Raw genomic sequence first — 18,898 nt, 5'->3', positions numbered from 1 at the left:
TTAGCCCTGCAGCCAGGTCATCCAGCGGTCGAGCTCGGAGTCGTAGTTCTCAGCCCACCAGGTGGAGTCGGTCGCCACCATCTGCTTCGCGATCTCGGGTGCCGTCGTGAGGAACTCCATGCCGAGCGGGCTGAGCGCAGGCTCGGCCTCAGTGTTGACCGGCGAGTACGAAGTGAGCTCGGTGAGGGTCTCTTGCTGCTTCTTACCCAGGTAGTAGTTGATGAACGCCATCGACGCGTCGGGGTTCTGGGCGTTCTTCGGTACAGCGAGCGCCTCGGTGATCTGCAGCGCTTCGTTCCAGACCGGCTTGTAGTTTGCGCCGTTCTCAACCGCCGCATAGCCGCGACCCGACCACACCAGCGCCATGTCGGCTTCGCCCGACTCGATCATCTGCTGTGATTCGGCGCCTGTCTTCCAGTAGATCAAGCTGTCACGAATCTCGTCGATCTTGTCGTAGGAACGATCCATGTCGAGCGGGTAGAGCTCGTCGGGCTTCACACCGTCTGCGAGCAGTGCGCCCTCATAGATGCCGGGGCCGATGTCTTCAAAGCCCGCGATGCCGCGCTTGCCCGGAAACTTTTCGGTGTCGAAGAAGTCGGCCCAGCCGGTGGGCGGGGTCGGGTACTTGTCGACGTTGTACAAGATGACGTAGCCGTACTGCATCGCGGGCACGAAGCAATCGCCGGTGAGTCCCTCGGGGACTTTCGACGTGTCGACAATCGACGTGTCGATGTCCATGAGTAGCCCGTCTTCGCCGCACTGCTTCTGGGCCCAGATGATGTCGGTGTCGACGACGTCCCAGGTGACCGCATTGTTGTCGACCTGCGCTTTGATCTTGGCGTACTCAGTGGGCCCGTCTTCGAGCACCGTCGCGCCAGACTCCTCCGCAAACGGCTTGCCTGCCGCCTCCATCTGCCCCTCCTGGAACGTGCCGCCCCAAGAAACGAACGTGAGGGTGACGCCGTCGAGTGCGCCAGCCTTCACCGTGCCAACCTCGGCCGGGCCGGGGCCCAGGTCGATGTCGACGGCGGGGCCTGCGGCCGAGCATCCGGCGAGCAGGGCGCCGACGCCTGCGATGGCGAGCCCCGTCATGACCTTGCGGCGCAGAGATGTGTGTTGCAGAGATGTGCGTTGCAGAGATGTGTTTTTCAAGGTGTGATCCTTCTTCATTGATGATCAGTTGGTCTGTGGCTTGTGTCTGTGATTGGTGTCTGTGATCTGTGTGGCCGCGCGTGAAGCGCGAGCTACGAGACTTGCGCGTGTGGTGTCTCGTCTGGCGTGGGCGGGCTGTTGATCCAGATCACTTTTGCCGGCGCCGCTGATTCGTTCAGCACCCGGTGCGGCACAGAGCTCAGAAATTCGATCGAGTCGTCGGTCTGCATGACGTAGCGTTCTTGACCAAGCTCGAGCACGATTTCGCCTTCAGTGACGATCAACATTTCTTGTGACTGACCGTGGGTGTAAAAGTCGCTGCCCGTTGAACCGCCGGGCTCAAAGACACCCGCGTACACTTCGAGGTTGCGCAGCGGTGGCAGTGAAACCACAAATTTCTGTGCGCCCTCGAGCGGCAGCGTTGGCCGCCCGGCCGCTGCCAGCACCCCGCGGGTGTGAGCTGGGCTGTCGTCAAGCAGTTGTGCCGGGGTGACGCCGAGCGCGGCCGCGATCTTGCGCAGCGAGGCGACGCTGGCGTTGGTGCGGCCGTTCTCGAGCTGACTCAAGAAACTTGAGCTCACCCCTGCTGCCGCGGCGAGCGAACGTAGGCTCAGGCCGCGCACTTCGCGCAAGAGGGCGACGCGCTCACCCAGCTCGGCTTCAACTTCTACTGGCACCGTTCCTCCTTGAACGAGTAAACCCACAACCCCAGTTTGCTGAACACCTTGTTCAGTGAGGTTGGCAACAGCGTACACTCTGGCGAACGACGCGGCAAGTGGGTGGCAGCGTATGCCTCCGCCAGTGACAGCACACGGGCTCGATCGGGTGCAATCGGGGACGGGGCATCGAGTGCCGGAATCTCCGCCCGCCGGGCGTGAGACTAAAGCGTGACGCGAACTTCGTGAGCTCTTAGCAGTTGTTGAAGGCTCACAATTTCGACATCGAGATCTTGACGTTCAAGACCAAAGTCTCGACAAATGAGCTCATCCGTACTATCGGTTTCTAAGTAGTGTAGGAGCAACAACTGGCGCTCAGTGAGGGAATTGTCTGCAAAAGTCTCGGTTTCATCGCTCATCAAAGCTTCGCGCTGCCGTTCAAGCCACGAGAGCCCCCGCACCTCTCGTTCAAGGCATTCAACGATGGCGCTCGCTTCTGCGCGGTTCCCAGCGCGATGCAACATCTCGGCGTGGGATAACTTCGTGCCCACATACTCAGGGTCGGCCAGCTCAATTAATTGTTGCGCCCGCTGCAGGTCGCCATCTCGCAGCGCCAACTGCGCCGAGAGTAACGAAATAATACTCCCGCTTAACCCTTCGCCTGGGTGCGCCGGAAACGGCATTGCCGAAATCTCTTCGAGACGCCTTGCCGCATCAGAGAAACGTGCAGAACGCGTGAGCACGATATACCAAGCCCATGCATAAAATGGCCATAGTTCACCAAGCTCACGTGTGCTTATCGATTCAAGCATCTGCCCCGCGCGCCGCGAATTTCGCGTCTCGAGGAGAGCGCACACGATGGCTTCACTCGTGTCGAGAATACCTTCTGCCCAGCTGCTGGTTCGTGGAATTTCTCGGGCACGATCAAGCAAGCTCCGCGAGGTGTCATTCTCACCAAGAATAGCGTGGATCATGGCTGCCCGCACATACGCGTCACGGTGCAAAAAACCAAGTTCTGGCGCAAGAGGCAGACTTTGTGCTTCAGAAAATTTGCCAATTGCTAATTGGAAATCACCGGCAAGCATCGCGGTGATAGCGTGCTGCACTGCCCCGAATGCACGCCACCCTCTACTCGTGTCATGAATACTCACAGGCCCCAACTTGTGAAGCTCAATGTCTTGCCCAGCTAGAAGACCCTGCACAGGTCTTCCCTGCAGCCGAAACCACAGCATTTTGCCCAATTGCACAAAAAGTCGCGCGCGCAAACGATTGCTCTGCAGAAGTGCGTTCATCTCGCCTACTTGCCTGCGAGACAAGGAAGCGGCGCCCAAGAGAAAAGACTGCACCATCTGGGTGGTTGACCCCAAAGCGACAGCATTGCCAGTGATCACATCAAGGGTTTTCAACAGTTCGGCTGGTTTGAAGTAGTACCAGCACAGCAGAAGCTCGCCTTCGATGACACGAGCAGCCTCGCCAAATTCTCTAGCTGACATATGACGCTCGACCTGGCAGATCTCTGCTGGTCGCAATGCATTGTCTTGCGTAATTGGTTTCTCCCCCGCCTCTTTGATGCGGTCAACTCTCGTTTACGTCTTAGTTCGACCACGTCTTGCGCGCCACCACTGACACCGCAGGACTTCACCATATAACAATGCGGCAAAAGCCATGAGGGTGGGAGTGTGGGGGATCTTCTTAGGGGTAGATCCCCCATTGACGCTATTTCGGTGTATAGGCGACATATCTTGAAGAAGCTTCAACGAGATTTGAAGACAGAGACGAGCACGAAGCCAGCATGCTTGAGCGGGTTTACCGCATGCCGTCGTCTCAAACCAGCTGTCATACAAGGAGGAGTGTTCGGTGCCGTTACCACGTATTACTCACAGGGGTAGGCGTCGTACAGCGACCGCCCTTGCGCTCGGACTTGTTTTACTCGTGGGTGGCTTTGCTCAGTCATTCGAGCCGTTCGCGGCAAATGCGGTCTCGAACGAGCCAACTGACGTGGACCCGACCGTAGTGCCGGCAGACGATGAAGATTCTGTCGATAACGACGCTTCGAACGTAGGGGACGCCTCAGAGCCCGAAGCTGGTGCCGAGTCCAATAAGGAGGCCGACTCCAGTGAACGGACGACCAGAACAACGACACCATCTCCCCAGCGTCAAGGCACAAAGACGCTAAGGGAACCTTCGTTGCTCTCCCTCGATGTCGATGACTTTTGCGTACCTAACACTTACTTTGCCATTGACCAAGCGGCAAACGATGCAACAAACACCCGCATTCGCAGAGTGACCCTTGGCACCGGCGCCAATGTAAACAAACCTAACGGCGCGACAGTCCCGATTCCATCTGCTGGAAACATTGTGCTCTCCGGCTCAAGCGCCCCCGCGGGCTCGGTCAATAGCGTCACGAACGCACTTGGCGTCACCCCAGAAGGAACTTTTTACTTCGTTGGACAGACAAAAGACACAACCGATGGCCCGACCGCAAGCTACAGAGTTTACAAATACGACCTCACGAATTACGCCTCTGGGAATATCACCGGCACTGCGACGGTAGAAGGCAGCTTCACCATGCCCACTTCTGCGGGCAACCATCGCTGGATCGTCGCTGGCGCGGTAGACCCCCACACTGGCGATTATTTCTACGGATACTATGACGCGGCTTTCCAAGGGGGCCAAGGCTCAGTCACTTTGCACCTTTACCAGTTTGAGACGGACACAAAGAACGCGATATACATCGGAGGATTCAAAACTCCCGGTACCGATCTCCACATCGGAAGCACGACAGGTAACGGTGACATTTCATTTGATGGAGCAGGTAATCTCCTTGCACTCGTGAGTAACAACACTGGCGCAAATGCACGTCAAATCACTGTGACAAACTCGCTCCTCAGTGCAGCTGCTCAGTCACCAGGCCAGATTCGCACACTGAGCGCAGGAGCTGTCACTGCCCCACTAACGAACCTGTACGGCAACAACGAATTCAACGGCTCAGCGTTCAATGCGGACGGCCGCATGTTTTTGCAGCGTCGCGGAAACGGCGTAAACAACAACATGACCGTGAACCCCCTCACGATGACCCTTATGGGTCCTCAGTCCACCTCTGCGGGAAACATCGAACCCTCGAATCGAGTAATGAACGACCTTGCTTCGTGCGGCACTCCCCCCACGCTCACGCTGAAGAAAACGTTAGACGGCAAACGGGCCCAGCCCACTGACCAGTTCAAACTTGAAGCAAAATGGCATGCAGCTCAGACCGGCACCAAAACTTCATTTGGATCCGTAACGACAACCGGTTCAGACATCGGACTACAGAAGGATCAGCTCGGGCCTGTCCCTGTGCTGTCGGGCAACTGGTACACGATCTCTGAGACCGGGGTCAACAACGCTGACCTCCAAAACAACTATGAAACATCTTGGGCTTGTTTTGTGAACGGCAACCCCGAACCCGCGTACAAGGGGATCGGCACTACAGGAACGTTCCATTTTCAAGCTTCAAATAGTTACCGTGGCGGAGAAATTGAATGTGAATTCACCAACCGATCGATGCTGCCGAACCTCGTGGTTTCTAAGCAGTCGGACCCTGCTTCGGGTGTCGCGGTCGACCCTGGTAACACGGTGAAGTTTTCGCTCGCATTCGACAATACGGAGGGCTCGGCGGCCGCTACTGAACTGAGTTACACCGATCACCTCGCAGATGTACTCGACGACGCCAACTTCGTAGGCAACTCACTCAAGGTGCGCGACGTTACAGCGACAGACCCGGCTGACCATACTGATATCACAACCGGTTTCTTTGCCTTCTACGATCAGGCTGCCAAGAAGATCAAGATCGCTGGCGCTGCAGACGGCACAGGCACTGCAACGGTGCCCGCCGGCAAGAAGTACGCGGTCGTCTATGAGGTCACGGTAAAACAAAACGTAGACGCCGAGGGGAACACGCGCGAGAGCGGTACGGGAACTACCGCATACCGTCTTACGAACTACCTCGTCAAAGGCAACGAGACCCCGCCCACCACATGCACACCGCCGGCACAGGAAGACGAACAACCGCTGTGCTCCGACCACCATGTGCGCTCTTGGACAGCCTCCAAGAAGGAGTCCAGGCCGGCATCGGGCGCTACGCTGCACGCTGGCGGCAACATCTACTACTCTCTCGAGGTTGAGAAGGCCGACGCGAGCTACCCGATCGATGGCATTGTCGTCACTGATGATCTAACTGACGTCTACGATTACGCTACCTGGGACGCGAGCGCACCCGACCTTTCAGCGCAGGGTGCCCTTACTCGAGGCATCTACTTCTTCAATGCCGCTGGCAACGTCGTGCGAACCATTAACCAGGGTGACCTGCCCACAGGAACGACGCTCGATGAGTGGGTGCCAGCACCGACCGAAGCAGGCGGCAAGTGGACTCTCGCTACCAAACCCTTCGAACTCGAAGCCGGTGAAGTCAAAGCCCAGGTATGGTTCGCCGTGAAGATCAACAATCCCCTCACAGGAGAAGTCGGCGCGCCCTTCATCAACACCTATTCAGCGCTCGCGGGTAGCAGTGAGCCCAAGCCCAACCAGTGCGAGACAGGCGAGCCTTCGACGCACAAGGCCGCATGTAAAACGTCGCATCAGGTCGCCGAAGACTTCTTCGCGATTCGTAAAGACGGCACCGGTACGCTCGCCGACGGCACACGTGGCCCACTCACGAACCTCATCGGTCACCAGTTTGAGATCCGCGTAGATGACAACGGGACTATGGGCACCAATGAACCCGCCAATAAGTGCGACGTCACAGGCTCGAACGCACAGACGTGCTGGTCATTCGCACCGATTGCATCGGGCGAACAGGCTGGGCGTTGGCGCGCCGACAGGCTCCCCGCAGGCACTTACTGGTTGCTTGAGACGCAGGCCCCTAAGGAGCAGCGCGTCGATGCAAACACCAAGCGCTCTGTGACAGGTGTGCAGCTGCTCGCCGAACCCATCAAGTTTCGTGTGGCAAGCTCTGCCGAATCTGGGACAGATCACCCGGCCCCCGGCGTGCCCGATAAGAACGTGATCCTAGGCCAAGTTGACGTGTTCAAACCAGGAGCAACTACGTTGCTTGACCGATGCGATGCCGACGGCACAGATGCTCGCCCCACCGCCTGCAGTAACCCCACCGGGTACCTCATGGTCGTGAGTGACCCAGGCGCCCTGCCGCTCCCCTTCACCGGCGCGGCAGCTCCCTGGCTGCTCGGCGTAGGTGGTCTCGCAGGCCTCGGCCTACTGATCGCAGGTTTCTATTACTGGAGTTCACGGCGCCAAACGCGCGAGCTCTAAGCCCACAAGCTTGTCGAGTCATTGCTCGACATCACCTAACCCCGGTTTGGACCCCCCTCCAGGCCGAACCCAGAAAGGAAAACCGTGAATACACCATCACGTAAACGCGGCCTTCTGGCTGGGATCACTGCCATCGCCGCCTCGGCGATGCTGATCCTCGCCGGCGGCTCCGCAGCGCACGCAGCCCCCTCCGTCGTCGACCCCGACGCCAAGGGCTCGATCACGTTCCACAAGTTCGACCAGCCCGCAGGCGTCACGAACCTGCCGAACGACGGCTCTGCTATCGACCAGGACGCCATCGACGCAGCGAACCTCCAGGCTCTCGGCGGCGCCAAGTTCACAGCCACCCGCGTGGGCACCGGTGCGAACACGAACGTCGCCATCGACCTGGCAACAAACGCGGGGTGGCAGACCGCACAGGACCTCACCGTCGCAGGCGCCGCCACGCAGCTGCTCACTGGTACCGGCAATGTGTTCGAGTCAGGTGCGACTGACGCCGCGTCCGGTGAAGCTTCGGTCACGAACCTGCCCATCGGCCTCTACTACGTGCAGGAGACCACGACGCCTGCCGGTCACATGACCTCGGCGCCGTTCCTCATCACGGTGCCGCTCACGGACCCGGCAGACCAACAGAGTTGGCTGTACAACGTGCACGTCTACCCCAAGAACTCGGCCGTGGGCACCAAGACGGTGAACGATGAGAACGCAGTGAAGCTGGGTGATGAGATCGTGTGGACGATCACCGGTAACGTGCAGGCCCCTGCGCAGGGCCAGTCGATCGACGGCTACGCAATTGCCGATAAGCTCGATGAGAAGCTCGGTTACGTCGCCGCCGACGCCAGTGCGGCTCCGATAAAGCTCGGCGCTGTCGCAGCAATCACGATTCCCGCCGCCGCAGGCCAGCTGACCGCTGACGATTACACGGTCAAGCACTTCGCTGACACCAACACGGTCGTCGCAGTGCTCAAGGCCTCAGGTCTTGCAAAGCTTGACGCAGCGAAGAAGGCAAATGCAGCCACGCAGGTGACCCTGACTGTACCCACGGTGGTCAACCAGGTCGGTGAGATCTCGAACACCGGTCTCATCTTCCCGAACAAGGACTACGTTGACGCGAACCTCGGTGACGACCCCACCGACCCCACCGACCCGACGGATCCCCAGAACCCCTGCGAGGAGTTCTGCCCCTTCGAGACCCCCGAGTCGGTCACCAAGTTCGGTAACGTGAACTTCACGAAGACCGGCAAGGACGGCGACAAGGCTGCCGCGCTCGCTGGCGCTGAGTTCCAGGTGTTCCTCACCGAGGCCGACGCCAAGGCGAAGACCAACCCGGTCGAGTTCACGAAGAACGCAGACGGCACTGCAACAGCCCCGTCACCGAAGGACACCTTCACGTCAGACGCTAACGGTAAGGTCAACATCGAGGGTCTGCGCTACTCCAAGTGGGTCGACGGTGCAGAAATCACCAGCACAGACCCGGTCGACGGTTACCAGGCGTACTGGATCGTCGAGACGAAGGCGCCCGATGGTTACGAGCTGCTTGCTGAGCCCATCAAGGTCGAGGTTAACAGTGCCGATCAGGCTCTGATCGTCAGCGGTGCGACCGGCACCGATGACCTGCTCGGCAATGTCGTCAACAAGCAGAAGAATGCTGGCTTCGAGCTGCCGCTCACCGGTGGTGCGGGCACCTGGATGCTCACGGCCGCCAGCCTGCTGCTTGCAGCGGGCGCGATCACCATGGTGATCCGGCGCCAGAAGCGCGGCATCGCAGCTTAAGCTGTTCTTGCCTAGCGCATAATGTGTGGCGGCTGCAGTGCTCACTGCAGCCGCCACACACCCATTTTTCCCTTTTACATTCACGAAAGCAGCCGTGGCTAAAGATCGTTCACCTCGCAAACGTAGTGTCCAGGTACTTATCCGTGCGCTTCTCGTCACGGTATTCGTTGCTGTTATCTTGTTCACGAGCGGCACTATAGGCCTCGATGTACGCGAGATGCCGCCCAGGCTGTATCTTGCTGCCGGCCTCGGCCGACTGTTCCTCACACTCGCAAGCATCATGCTTGGCCTCGGTGCGCTACTGATGATTCGAAAGTTCAAGAAGGTCAACGATGAGTCTTGACACCTCACTTTCGGGCTACCAAGAGCCATTCTCACCCCGGGTAGCTACACCGGTTCGCAAACGCGGTGATCTCGTAAATGCGATCATGATCCAGGTTATGATCATGGGTGCACTGGTACTCGGTTTTTATGCTCCGGCCGCCGATTGGTTTTCGGCCCGTACGCACAACTCTGAGATTTCTGGCTACGTCGACGCCGTCGAGGCTTCAGACCCTGAAACTCTCAAGCGTGCTCTCGAACTCGCTTATGCCTACAACGACCATATGCCTCAGGGGCCGCTGCGTGACCCTTATACAAGCACCGTGGACCCCGACGGCGATGCTGCCGCACTGCGCGCGTATGAAGACCTCCTGCGGGTAAGCCCGTCAGATTCCATCGGTCACATCACCTATAACGATACAAACATCTCGCTCCCGATCTACCACGGCACTTCGGATCGAGTGTTGCGTAAAGGTGTCGGGCATTTGTATGGCTCTTCCTTGCCCGTGGGCGGTCCTTCTACCCACTCAGTGCTCACGTCTCACTCTGGGCTTGTCAACGCGAGCCTGTTCACGTCGCTTCCCAAGGCAAAATTGGGCGACGTTTTTAGTGTGCAAGTGCTCGGTGAAACGCACTGGTACAAGGTAGACGATATTCGTACGGTACTGCCCGACGAAACAGATGCTCTGCGCATTGTCGATAACGCTGACTACGTCACGCTGATCACTTGTGTGCCTGTAAGCGTCAACACACACCGCTTGCTTGTGCGCGGAACCCGAATCCCGGCCCCTCAAAATGAGTACGATGGTACGGTTGCGGGCGACGGAGTTACTGCCGGGTTCCCGTGGTGGGCTGCCGCAGTCCTCGGCGGATCTGCGGCGAGTGCCTGGTTCTTATTCATCTATCCTAGACATACTCGTAAAATGCACAGTGTTAAAGAACTGGCAGGTATGCCTTAAGTAACTGCACTGTCACTCCTCGTGTTGTTAAGGAAGAATGAACTCGACTCCTTTTGTGCCTAGCCCCCGTACCAGGCAGGTCCAAAGAACCCATCTGGTTCATGTAGCTTGTTCTGCCAGGCCTGCACTTGTGATGGTGCGGGGAGCACGAGGAATGGGCAAGTCCGCGCTTGGTGTGCAACTTGCGCAGGCCGCGCATGAGCGAGGCTCGCACGTTGTATGGGCTGACTGCGCCGGGAACGTAAAGCTCTGGACAGCAATTTCGGCCACTCTTAAGGCTGCCAGACTCGTTGAAGAGGGCGACCTACCGCCTTTGTTTCCGTCGCCTCACGAGTTCCCTGACTGGAATCTGCTCCACACGCTCGCCGCGCGACTTGAACGTCTCGTCATTATTGTCGACAACTACCCTGGCCCTCAGTTTCCACTTCATGATGAGCTCGTACTGACGACGCTCGAACGATTGCCAAATGTTCATCTGATCCTGCTTGGCCATGACATGGGCACGCTAGATGCACCATTGTCTCGTCTTCGCGTCTCAAGCGCGGTAATTGACGACGATATGCTCCAGTTCACTGTTGGTGAAGTGCAGGAACTTCTCGACCTGAAACACGCAGACCTCGCGCCAGACTCAAATGACGCCGCCAAGCTAACGACCCAAGCTGCCCACATCGTCGATGCGACCGCGGGCTGGCCGCTCGCGGTCTTGGGGCAGATTAACCACGGAGAAGCGAGCGCCGGGTTTGCACGAGAGTTCATCACGCACTACGCATCGCAAATGTCGCCTGCGATGCAAGAACTTACGCGTGTAGCTTGCAGTATTGAAGAGATCTCGCCAGACTCACTGGCATCCATTGCGGGCGTGCCTGAATTTGACGCAGCTCGCGTGCTAACGCAACTGTCTGCAACGTTCATGCGCCAGCGCATTGACTCAAATGGAACCCGTTGGTACTCGCTACAAAAGGCCCTCCACCAAGATATTTGGATGGTGATTCGTCCCGACAACGAGGGCAACAACCTTCACAAAGGCGAGGCCTCCCAAAAAATCTCGACAGAACGAGCCGTCGCACTCGCGCTTCGATCGCCCTACCCTGAGCAAGCGCTTCAGGCAGCGTTCGCCCAAAAAAACTGGCATTTGGTCAATGAGCTACTGCTCAGGTGCACTACCATTTCACTGGTAGATCCTGCCAGCGGATTGCTGAGCCTACTCAGCAGCATTCCAGTAGAGGCACAGCACCGGTACCCAATCCTCAGATACAGCATTCTTCTTCCTACCGTTCTTAATAGTGGGGCACCTCGACCTGCGGACGCACTTCGTGCGGGTGAGATTGCCGAGGTGTTGAACGAGGTACCTCACCATCAGGCAGACGTTCTCACGATCGCGATCACTGCAGCCAAAATCCATGCGAGTCGTTTGCAAGGTGATGAACGTACTTGTGTGGACGCGCTCACTCAGTTACAGAAACAATTTGATTCACTCACGAAGGCGGATCTGCGCAGATCGTGGCCCACGTTTGCGACAATCGCTTGCCATGCTGCTGTGACACACATCGCGCTAGGCAATTTCAGTGATGCTGAGTGGTGGAAGAATCTGGCCATCACCATGACACAGGTCATCCCACGCACGCATGGTCTCTCGCCCTCAAGCTCCGTGTACGCTGAGGCATTAGGCGCGCTCATTTCGGCAGCTCGGGGCGATTTACGCTCAGCAGTGACTCGAGTTGAGGAGTGGGAGCGAGCCCACGGTGAGCTAGACAAGCGGAGAAACTTTTCCACTAAGCCGCTTGAGATCGCCAAAGCGATTGTCGCTTTTGAGCGTAACCAAACTCAGCAGGCCTTCGCGTTCTGGCGTTCACTCAACGAACGGGTACGATCACTCGAACTTCGACCATTTGTGATCTGGCTTGGTGCTCAGCTCTCGGCGCAAAGATACGGACCTGCTCAGGCAGCAAAAGAACTCAGCGTTCAGATCCGGGCGCTAAAGCGCGTGGCCATACCGATGCGAGGCAACGATGAGCTACTCAGCGAGCTTCTTGCGCGGCTCTCATTCCTCGGCCAGCAGGATTCACCACATCCCGTCAAAGGTTCGGTCCCCCATTTGGCAAACGCGTACGCCGCGTTTGAAGTCCGACAGTATGCTCGCGCACGGTCGATTGCACGTAGAGTGCACGACCGAGCTATCCAGAATACCCACCTCCGACGATCTGTTGAGGCGCTCCTCTGTGTCGAAGCAGCTGATCTCATGATCGACGGCACGCATGTGCCGCCTGGGCCCTCTCAAAGCCTTACAGCGACGACGAGCGACAGCGGCCGTTTGGCTCGACGTTTGATATGCGACTATGGATTCGTTTCATCTGGCCTTAGCGCCTCCCTCCGCCCCCTTGTCTCCTACGACAGAATTACGACGCCCGCTTCTAACGCTGATGATGCTGTGACTGCCGCAACCGGGCACTCTTCAAGCGCTCAAGGGTCCAATCGCGAAAGCACCGCGTCTCCCGCCAGAACGTCAGTACGCCGTCTCACGGCCGCAGAACTCCGGGTGCTCCAGTCAATCTCAGTGCACGGCACCGCCCCAAACGTTGCCCGGGAGCTCAACCTCAGCGTGCACACCGTGCGTGATCACCTGAAGTCGATCTATCGTAAATTTGACGTTTCAAGTCGAGATGACGCCCTACACGTGGCCCATCAAATTGGCCTCTTGCTGTAACTGCCGCGAACGCACCCCACAAACCCCGTAAGCTAACGGGAGGATCCCACAAGGAACCACGTCTTCAATAGCGCAGGTCATCTCACCACATCGACGTTGCGGGGCTCGCGCTTTCTTCGATCCCCGAAAGTCTCCCCTCTTGAGCACTACGCCCGCTACACCAGCCATACCCACAAACCAACAGGCCCGTACACCGCGCAACTCGACCTCGCGCGTGATTCTCGCGAGCCTCGTCGGCACGACGATCGAGTTCTACGACTTTTACGTCTACGCGACCGCGGCCGTCCTGGTGTTTCCGCACCTCTTTTTCCCCACCGGCAACGAGACGACCGCGCTGCTCGCATCGTTCGCCACGTTTGGCGCGGCGATGCTCGCCCGCCCCGTCGGTGCGATCTTCTTCGGTCACCTGGGTGACCGGCTCGGCCGCAAGACCACGCTCGTGGCATCGCTCATCACGATGGGTGTGGCAACCTTCTTGATCGGTATTTTGCCCACGCACGATCAGATCGGCATGTGGGCAGCGGTGCTGCTGCTCGTCATGCGCCTCGCCCAGGGCTTTGCGATCGGCGGCGAGTGGTCGGGCGCAGCGCTCGTGGCCACCGAGAACGCCCCCGAGGGTAAGCGGGCCTGGTACGGCACGTTCCCGCAGCTCGGTGCCCCCATCGGCTTCATCATCGCGAACATGCTGTTCTATGTCATCAACATGGGCCTCGCCGACCCGACAAAACCCGGCATCGCGTCAGACGCGTTCCTCGCCTGGGGCTGGCGCATCCCGTTCTTGTTCTCGGCCGTGATGGTGGTCGTGGGCCTGTGGGTGCGACTCAAGCTCGTCGAGTCGAGCGCGTTCGAGCGCACGAAGGAGGCTGGCAAGGTCACCAAGATGCCCATCGCCGTCGCGTTCAAGGAACACTGGCGCGCGCTCATTCTGGGCACCTTTGCGATGCTCGCCACCTATGTGCTGTTCTACCTGATGACGTCGTACACGCTCACGTTTGGCACGCGCCCCGGCCTCGAGGTCGCCGAGAAGGCCGCGAACGCCGCAGGCGTCGACTTCGACGCCGCCGCCTACGTGCCCGGACTCGGCTACTCGTACAATGACTTCATTCTGATGCTCGTATTCGGCGTTGTCTTCTTTGGCATCTTCACGCTCGTGTCGGGCCCGCTCGCCGACCGCTTCGGCCGCCGCAAGACGCTCATCTGGGTCACGATCGCCATCGCGCTCTTCGGGTTCTTGTTCGTGCCGCTTCTGGGCGGCGGCACCGCGCTCGTCATGTTCTTCCTCGCACTCGGGTTCACACTCATGGGCCTCACCTTCGGCCCCATGGGCGCGTTTCTGCCCGAGATGTTCCCCACGAACGTGCGCTACACCGGATCAGCCGTCGCCTACAACGTGTCGTCGATCTTGGGCGCCGCCCTCGCACCGATCATCGCGGTGTGGCTGTGGGGTCTCGCGGGCGGCAGCCCGATCTACGTTGGGTTCTACCTCACGGGTGCCGCGGTGCTCACGCTCATCTCGCTGATTCTCACCCGCGAGACCAAGAACATCGACATCGAGGCGTAGCTCCCCACCACCTACGTCATGGATTCTGCGACTCGCTTGGCGCAATGGCGCCAACGTGAATTGCGACAAACGCTGGCGCGTTTCTCCTTAGCAATCCACGCACGCAGAATGACGGAAAGGGTGACACAAGCTCGCGCAGAATGACGAAGGAGGGCACCGCGCGCTTCCCCTCGTCATCCTGCGCGACGAAGGAGTCGCAGGATCCACAACCCTCGTCATCCTGCGCGACGAAGGAGTCGCAGGATCCACACGAACGTGGGTTCTGCGACTCGCTTGGCGCAATAGCTTCGACGTGAATGACCAAGTGAAAGCTCCCGCGAGATGACCACGGAAAACCTCCGCAGGTCGCCTGACGTCGATGCTACCGCGTAGTTAGTCGCGGGGGCAGGTGCAGCGGTCTGCCGCCGCGACGCCCTCGAGCGCCTCTTCAATGTGCTGGCCGCAGCCAGCCCAGGTGGTCTTTTCACACGTCGCGCAGCGCACGGGAGAGCACATAGTTGTTCCTTTCGTCAAAAACCCTTACAGCCTAACCTGCGTCTGCAGTTTCAGCTTGGATACGGCTGGTACCGTGAGAGAATTACGCCACTTCGTGGGGTACGGAAAGGGTTGAAATGACGTCTGCAGAACTCGAACAGCGCATGGCCGAGGCCGAGGCCTGGGCTGCGGCAGACATTGACCCTGCGACCAGGCACCAGGCCCGTTCACTCGTCGCGCGTGCGCGCGAGGGGCAAGAGAGCGCGATCACCGAGCTGCACGACGCATTCGACGGCCGCCTCGCGTTTGGCACTGCCGGGCTGCGCGGCAAAATTGGCGCTGGCTCCAAGCGCATGAACCGAGTGGTCGTGTCGCAAACGAGCGCCGGGTTCGCCGCGTTTTTGCTCGAGCGTGCAAGCAAGGCCGACGCGCTCGCGCAAGACCCGCCCTCTGTCGTGATTGGCTACGACGGGCGCACGGGGTCAGCCGTATTTGCCCGTGACGCCGCTGAGGTGATGGCTGGGGCCGGGGTGCGCGTGTTCATGCTGCCCGAGCCTGGCCCCACCCCTCTCACCGCGTTTGCGGTGAGACACCTGCAGGTGTCAGCGGGCGTCATGATCACGGCGAGCCACAACCCTCCCGCCGACAACGGTTACAAGGTCTACTTGGGCGGGGCCGACGAGGGCGCCCAGGTCGCGCCTCCCATCGACGCAGAGATCGCGTCGCACATTGAGCGCGCCTCACAGATCACGCCGGGCGCCATCTCGCGCTCATATGACATCGTGAAGCTCGGTGCGGGTGTCGCAGACGCCTACGTGGCCGAAACGGCCTCTGCGGTGCTGCTTGGACTGCCGCAAGACCCGAAGCGCCCGGGCCGCGCCCGCGGCGATGACACCGACCTGAAGGTCGTGTACACGGCCATGCACGGCGTCGGCTCTGCCACCGCTCGCCGGGTGTTCTTGTCGGCAGGGCTGCCGAGCGTCACCGTCGTGGCAGAGCAAGACGAGCCAGACCCGTCGTTTCCGTCCCTAGAGTTTCCGAACCCCGAGGAGCCGGGTGCGCTCGACCTCGCGTTTCGTACCGCGGGCGACATGAATGCCGACTTGGTGGTGGCCAACGACCCCGACGCCGACCGCGTGGCGATCGCGGTGAAGGCGCCCGTCCGCACCGCTCAGCCCGCTGTGCGCACCTACCGGCAGCGACCCCGCTTTGCGGCGAACCAGTACCGCAGGCTCACCGGCAACGAGCTCGGGCTGCTGCTCGGCTGGCGTGCGGCCGAGCGCGAAACCGCCGAGGCAAAGCTGCGCGGCCGCACACCGCGTGGCACGCTCGCGTGCACCAACGTCTCCTCCCCCGCGCTGCGCGCCGTCGCCGAAGCTTACGGCCTCGACTACGCCGAGACGCTCTCTGGCTTTAAGTGGGTGGCCCGCGTACCGCGGCTGCTATTTGGGTTTGAAGAGGCGATCGGCTATCTCACCCACGCGGGGCACGTGCGCGACAAGGACGGCATCTCGGCCGCTGCCGACGCGATCGCGATGGTGCGCGAGCTCCACGCCGAGGGGCGCACGGTGTGGGATCTGCTCGACGACGCGAGCGAGCTCTTTGGCCACTTCGCGAGCAGCCAGGTGACGCTGCGGTTCGAGTCAATGGCCGAGGCAACCGCGCTCTCAGCGAAGGTGCGCGAAATGCAGCCCACGGAGTTTGGTGACAGCAAAGTAACTCGGGTGCGTGACCTGCTCACCCCCGGTGAGGCGGCGGTGCCCGCCAACGTGCTGCGCTACGACCTCGAGGGCGGCAGCCGCGTCATGATTCGCCCGAGCGGCACCGAGCCCAAGCTCAAGGTGTACCTCGATACGTTTAGCGATGACGGCGATGCAGTTGCGCGCAGGCAGCATGCCGAGGCAGCGCTCACCCGCCTCGAGTCTGCCGTGCGCGGCTACGTCGACGGGCTCAGGCTGTAGCGTTTGGCGGGGCCGCGCTAAGCCGCTGCGGCGGGCGGCCGTGCGCTGTCGTCACCCGACAGCCACCTGATCCACCACTTGCCAGGGTCGCCCTCAAACAGCAGTGCCCGCACAAGCAGCGTCAACGGAATCGACAGGATCGCGCCGAGCGGCCCGATCACAAGCGTCCAGAAAATCACCGAGAAGAAGCTCAGCGTGAGGCTCAGGTCGACGGCGTCTGCGACAAACTTCGGCTGTACCATCACCTGCAGCACCACGTTCACGACGCAGTAGATCGCTATCACGGCGAGCATCAGCGGCCAGCCGCCCACCGCGAGCGCGACAAGCGCCGGCGGCACGAGCCCCAGCACGAAACCAATGTTGGGGATGAAGTTGGTAATGAAGGCGAGAATCGCCCACACGAGCGGCGCGGGCACGCCGAGCGCCGACAGCGCAAGCCCATCGATCACCGCGACGAGCAGGCCAAAGCTCGCGTTGACCACGTAGTAGCGGCGCACGCTGCTGGCGTACCCCGCGAAGCGCTGCATTGTGGGGGCGACGCGCTCACCAAACTCGTTCGTCGCACGGGCGTAGCGTGCGCCGTCGATCGCGATAAAGATGACGTACGCGAGCACGAAGAAGAACCCGGTGAACACGCCGATCATGAGCCCGCTGAGGTTTGAGACGTAGGCGATGATCGTTTCGGGGCGCAGCACTGACACGAGCGCGTCAGACGCTTGCTTCTCGAGGCCCAGGTCTTGCAGCAGGTGCATGATCTCGGTCACGGTCTTTTGAAACTCCGACGCCGAACTGCGCACGAGCGCCACGAACTCGGCGCCCGCGTAATAGAGCAGCGCGGCCATCGCCGCGAGCACAGCATATGCGACGAGAATCACCGCGGTGGTGGCAGCCCAGCGTGGCAGCCCGATGCGCTCGAGCGGCCTGCGCAGCGGGTGGCAGATCATCACGATCACGACTCCCAGCGCGAGCGGCCCAATCACACCACGGGCCACCCACACGCCAAACAGCACGACCACGGCCGACGCGAGCCCCACGAGCAGCATGACGGCGCTGCCCGGAGCCGGGCTAGACGGAGCCTGGCTAGACTGAGCCGGGCTCGGTTGCGGAGGCCTGGGTGTTGGATTCACGTTACTAGCGTAGTGCCGCCCTCGCTGACAGCACGCCGTGCTCAGTCCTCTTCGGGCAGCCCCAGCGTCTTGTCTTCGCCCACCGCGATCCACGATGCGGTGAGCAACAGCGTGCGGCACACAAAGTTGAACCACAAGAGCAGGGCGACACCGACAGCAAACGTGGCCAGCAGCGGGTTGCGCGACGCCCCGCCCAAGAGCGACGCGCCCAGCAGTTTCAGCACGAGCAGGCCGCCCGCCCCCAGCGCGCACCCCATTAACAGGTGCAGGCGCGGCACGACCACCTCGGCCAGGTACTTGTGCATCGCGACCAGCAGCAGCAGGTCAAACAGGTACACCGCCCCATACCGCGTCACTAACCCCAGGGTGCTAAACAGCCAGTTGCCTTCAGACAATCCCGTCCACCCGAGCACCATGTGGGCGAGACTCGACATCAAGATCGTGAGCGCCGCCGACACCACGATCGCGGCCGAAAACAGCAGCGCGAGCAGAAAGTCACGCAGCTTCAGCAGCACGGCGTTGCGATACTGCTTCACTTCGAGGCCAAAAATGATCCGGATCGAACGCCTGGTGCCCGTGAACCAGTTGAGCGCGATCCAGAGCAGCGAGGCGCTCGCGATGATGCCGCTCACGCTGAGCGCGCGCGCTTCGAGCAGCCCGTTCAGCTGCACCGCCCCATTCTTTCCGAGCAGGCCCGGCACGAACAGGTTGATCTGCTCGACGATCGTCGCGAGCAGTTCTGGGTGCTCGCGCAGCCAGATGCCAAACACGCTGAAGCCCACGTACAACGCCGCAAACACCGCAAACAGGGCCTGGTAGCTCATGCCGCCCGAGAGCACGCTGCCGCCCACGTCGGTGAAGTGCGACCAGGCGCGCACCGGGCGAAGCGCCATCACGCGGTCC

General features: G+C 60.4%; 13 protein-coding genes. 7 read left to right on the top strand and 6 right to left on the bottom strand.

The window, feature by feature from the left end; genetic code table 11:
* The 3 genes from ACXR2W_RS08455 to ACXR2W_RS08445 form a co-directional block, all read right to left on the bottom strand.
* A complete protein-coding gene (locus tag ACXR2W_RS08455) occupies positions 1-1,152 on the bottom strand; it encodes an ABC transporter substrate-binding protein (RefSeq protein WP_458814526.1) in 1,152 nt (383 codons plus the stop codon).
* A gap of 92 nt (positions 1,153-1,244) precedes the next feature.
* Positions 1,245-1,829 carry a helix-turn-helix domain-containing protein gene (locus ACXR2W_RS08450; protein ID WP_458814528.1) on the bottom strand — a complete coding sequence of 195 codons (585 nt, stop codon included), beginning with the start codon at positions 1,827-1,829 and terminating at the stop codon, positions 1,245-1,247.
* 203 nt (positions 1,830-2,032) lie between these two features.
* Positions 2,033-3,301, bottom strand: coding sequence for a hypothetical protein (locus ACXR2W_RS08445; protein WP_458814530.1), 1,269 nt, complete (start codon positions 3,299-3,301; stop codon positions 2,033-2,035).
* Between the two features lie 1,639 nt (positions 3,302-4,940).
* Between ACXR2W_RS08445 and ACXR2W_RS08440 the strand changes: the two genes are divergently transcribed.
* The 6 genes from ACXR2W_RS08440 to ACXR2W_RS08415 all read left to right on the top strand — a co-directional run bounded on the left by ACXR2W_RS08440 (position 4,941) and on the right by ACXR2W_RS08415 (position 14,433).
* Positions 4,941-7,115, top strand: coding sequence for a DUF7927 domain-containing protein (locus ACXR2W_RS08440; protein ID WP_458814532.1), 2,175 nt, complete (start codon positions 4,941-4,943; stop codon positions 7,113-7,115).
* A gap of 84 nt (positions 7,116-7,199) precedes the next feature.
* Positions 7,200-8,888, top strand: a complete 1,689-nt coding sequence (locus ACXR2W_RS08435; protein ID WP_458814534.1) for a SpaH/EbpB family LPXTG-anchored major pilin — start codon at positions 7,200-7,202, stop codon at positions 8,886-8,888.
* Positions 8,889-8,982: 94 nt separating this feature from the next.
* Positions 8,983-9,231 carry a hypothetical protein gene (locus ACXR2W_RS08430; RefSeq protein ID WP_458814538.1) on the top strand — a complete coding sequence of 83 codons (249 nt, stop codon included), beginning with the start codon at positions 8,983-8,985 and terminating at the stop codon, positions 9,229-9,231.
* On the top strand, positions 9,221-10,168 hold the full coding sequence (locus tag ACXR2W_RS08425) for a class C sortase (RefSeq protein WP_458814540.1): 948 nt from the start codon (positions 9,221-9,223) through the stop codon (positions 10,166-10,168). Before ACXR2W_RS08430 ends, ACXR2W_RS08425 begins: the two co-directional genes overlap by 11 nt.
* A gap of 154 nt (positions 10,169-10,322) precedes the next feature.
* Positions 10,323-12,872 (top strand): helix-turn-helix transcriptional regulator, encoded by a 2,550-nt coding sequence (locus tag ACXR2W_RS08420; RefSeq protein ID WP_458814542.1) that lies wholly within the window; start codon positions 10,323-10,325, stop codon positions 12,870-12,872.
* A gap of 139 nt (positions 12,873-13,011) precedes the next feature.
* The gene (locus tag ACXR2W_RS08415; RefSeq protein WP_458814544.1) at positions 13,012-14,433 is read left to right on the top strand and encodes an MFS transporter; all 1,422 of its coding nucleotides are present in this window, start codon (positions 13,012-13,014) and stop codon (positions 14,431-14,433) included.
* A 372-nt stretch (positions 14,434-14,805) separates the two neighbouring features.
* Here ACXR2W_RS08415 and ACXR2W_RS08410 read toward each other — a convergent pair whose 3' ends face one another.
* On the bottom strand, positions 14,806-14,928 hold the full coding sequence (locus ACXR2W_RS08410; RefSeq protein ID WP_458814546.1) for a DUF8730 family Cys-rich protein: 123 nt from the start codon (positions 14,926-14,928) through the stop codon (positions 14,806-14,808).
* A gap of 116 nt (positions 14,929-15,044) precedes the next feature.
* Between ACXR2W_RS08410 and ACXR2W_RS08405 the strand changes: the two genes are divergently transcribed.
* Positions 15,045-16,868, top strand: a complete 1,824-nt coding sequence (locus tag ACXR2W_RS08405) for a phospho-sugar mutase (RefSeq protein WP_458814548.1) — start codon at positions 15,045-15,047, stop codon at positions 16,866-16,868.
* 17 nt (positions 16,869-16,885) lie between these two features.
* On the opposite strand, the gene ACXR2W_RS08400 is transcribed toward ACXR2W_RS08405, so the two are convergent.
* Positions 16,886-17,995 (bottom strand): AI-2E family transporter, encoded by a 1,110-nt coding sequence (locus ACXR2W_RS08400; RefSeq protein WP_458814550.1) that lies wholly within the window; start codon positions 17,993-17,995, stop codon positions 16,886-16,888.
* Positions 17,996-18,036: 41 nt separating this feature from the next.
* Positions 18,037-18,888, bottom strand: coding sequence for a YihY/virulence factor BrkB family protein (locus tag ACXR2W_RS08395; RefSeq protein WP_458814552.1), 852 nt, complete (start codon positions 18,886-18,888; stop codon positions 18,037-18,039).
* Between the last annotated feature and the right edge of the window lie 10 nt (positions 18,889-18,898).

The organism is Leucobacter faecis (assembly GCF_054456695.2).
This window is presented reverse-complemented; position numbering and strand designations above follow the sequence as displayed.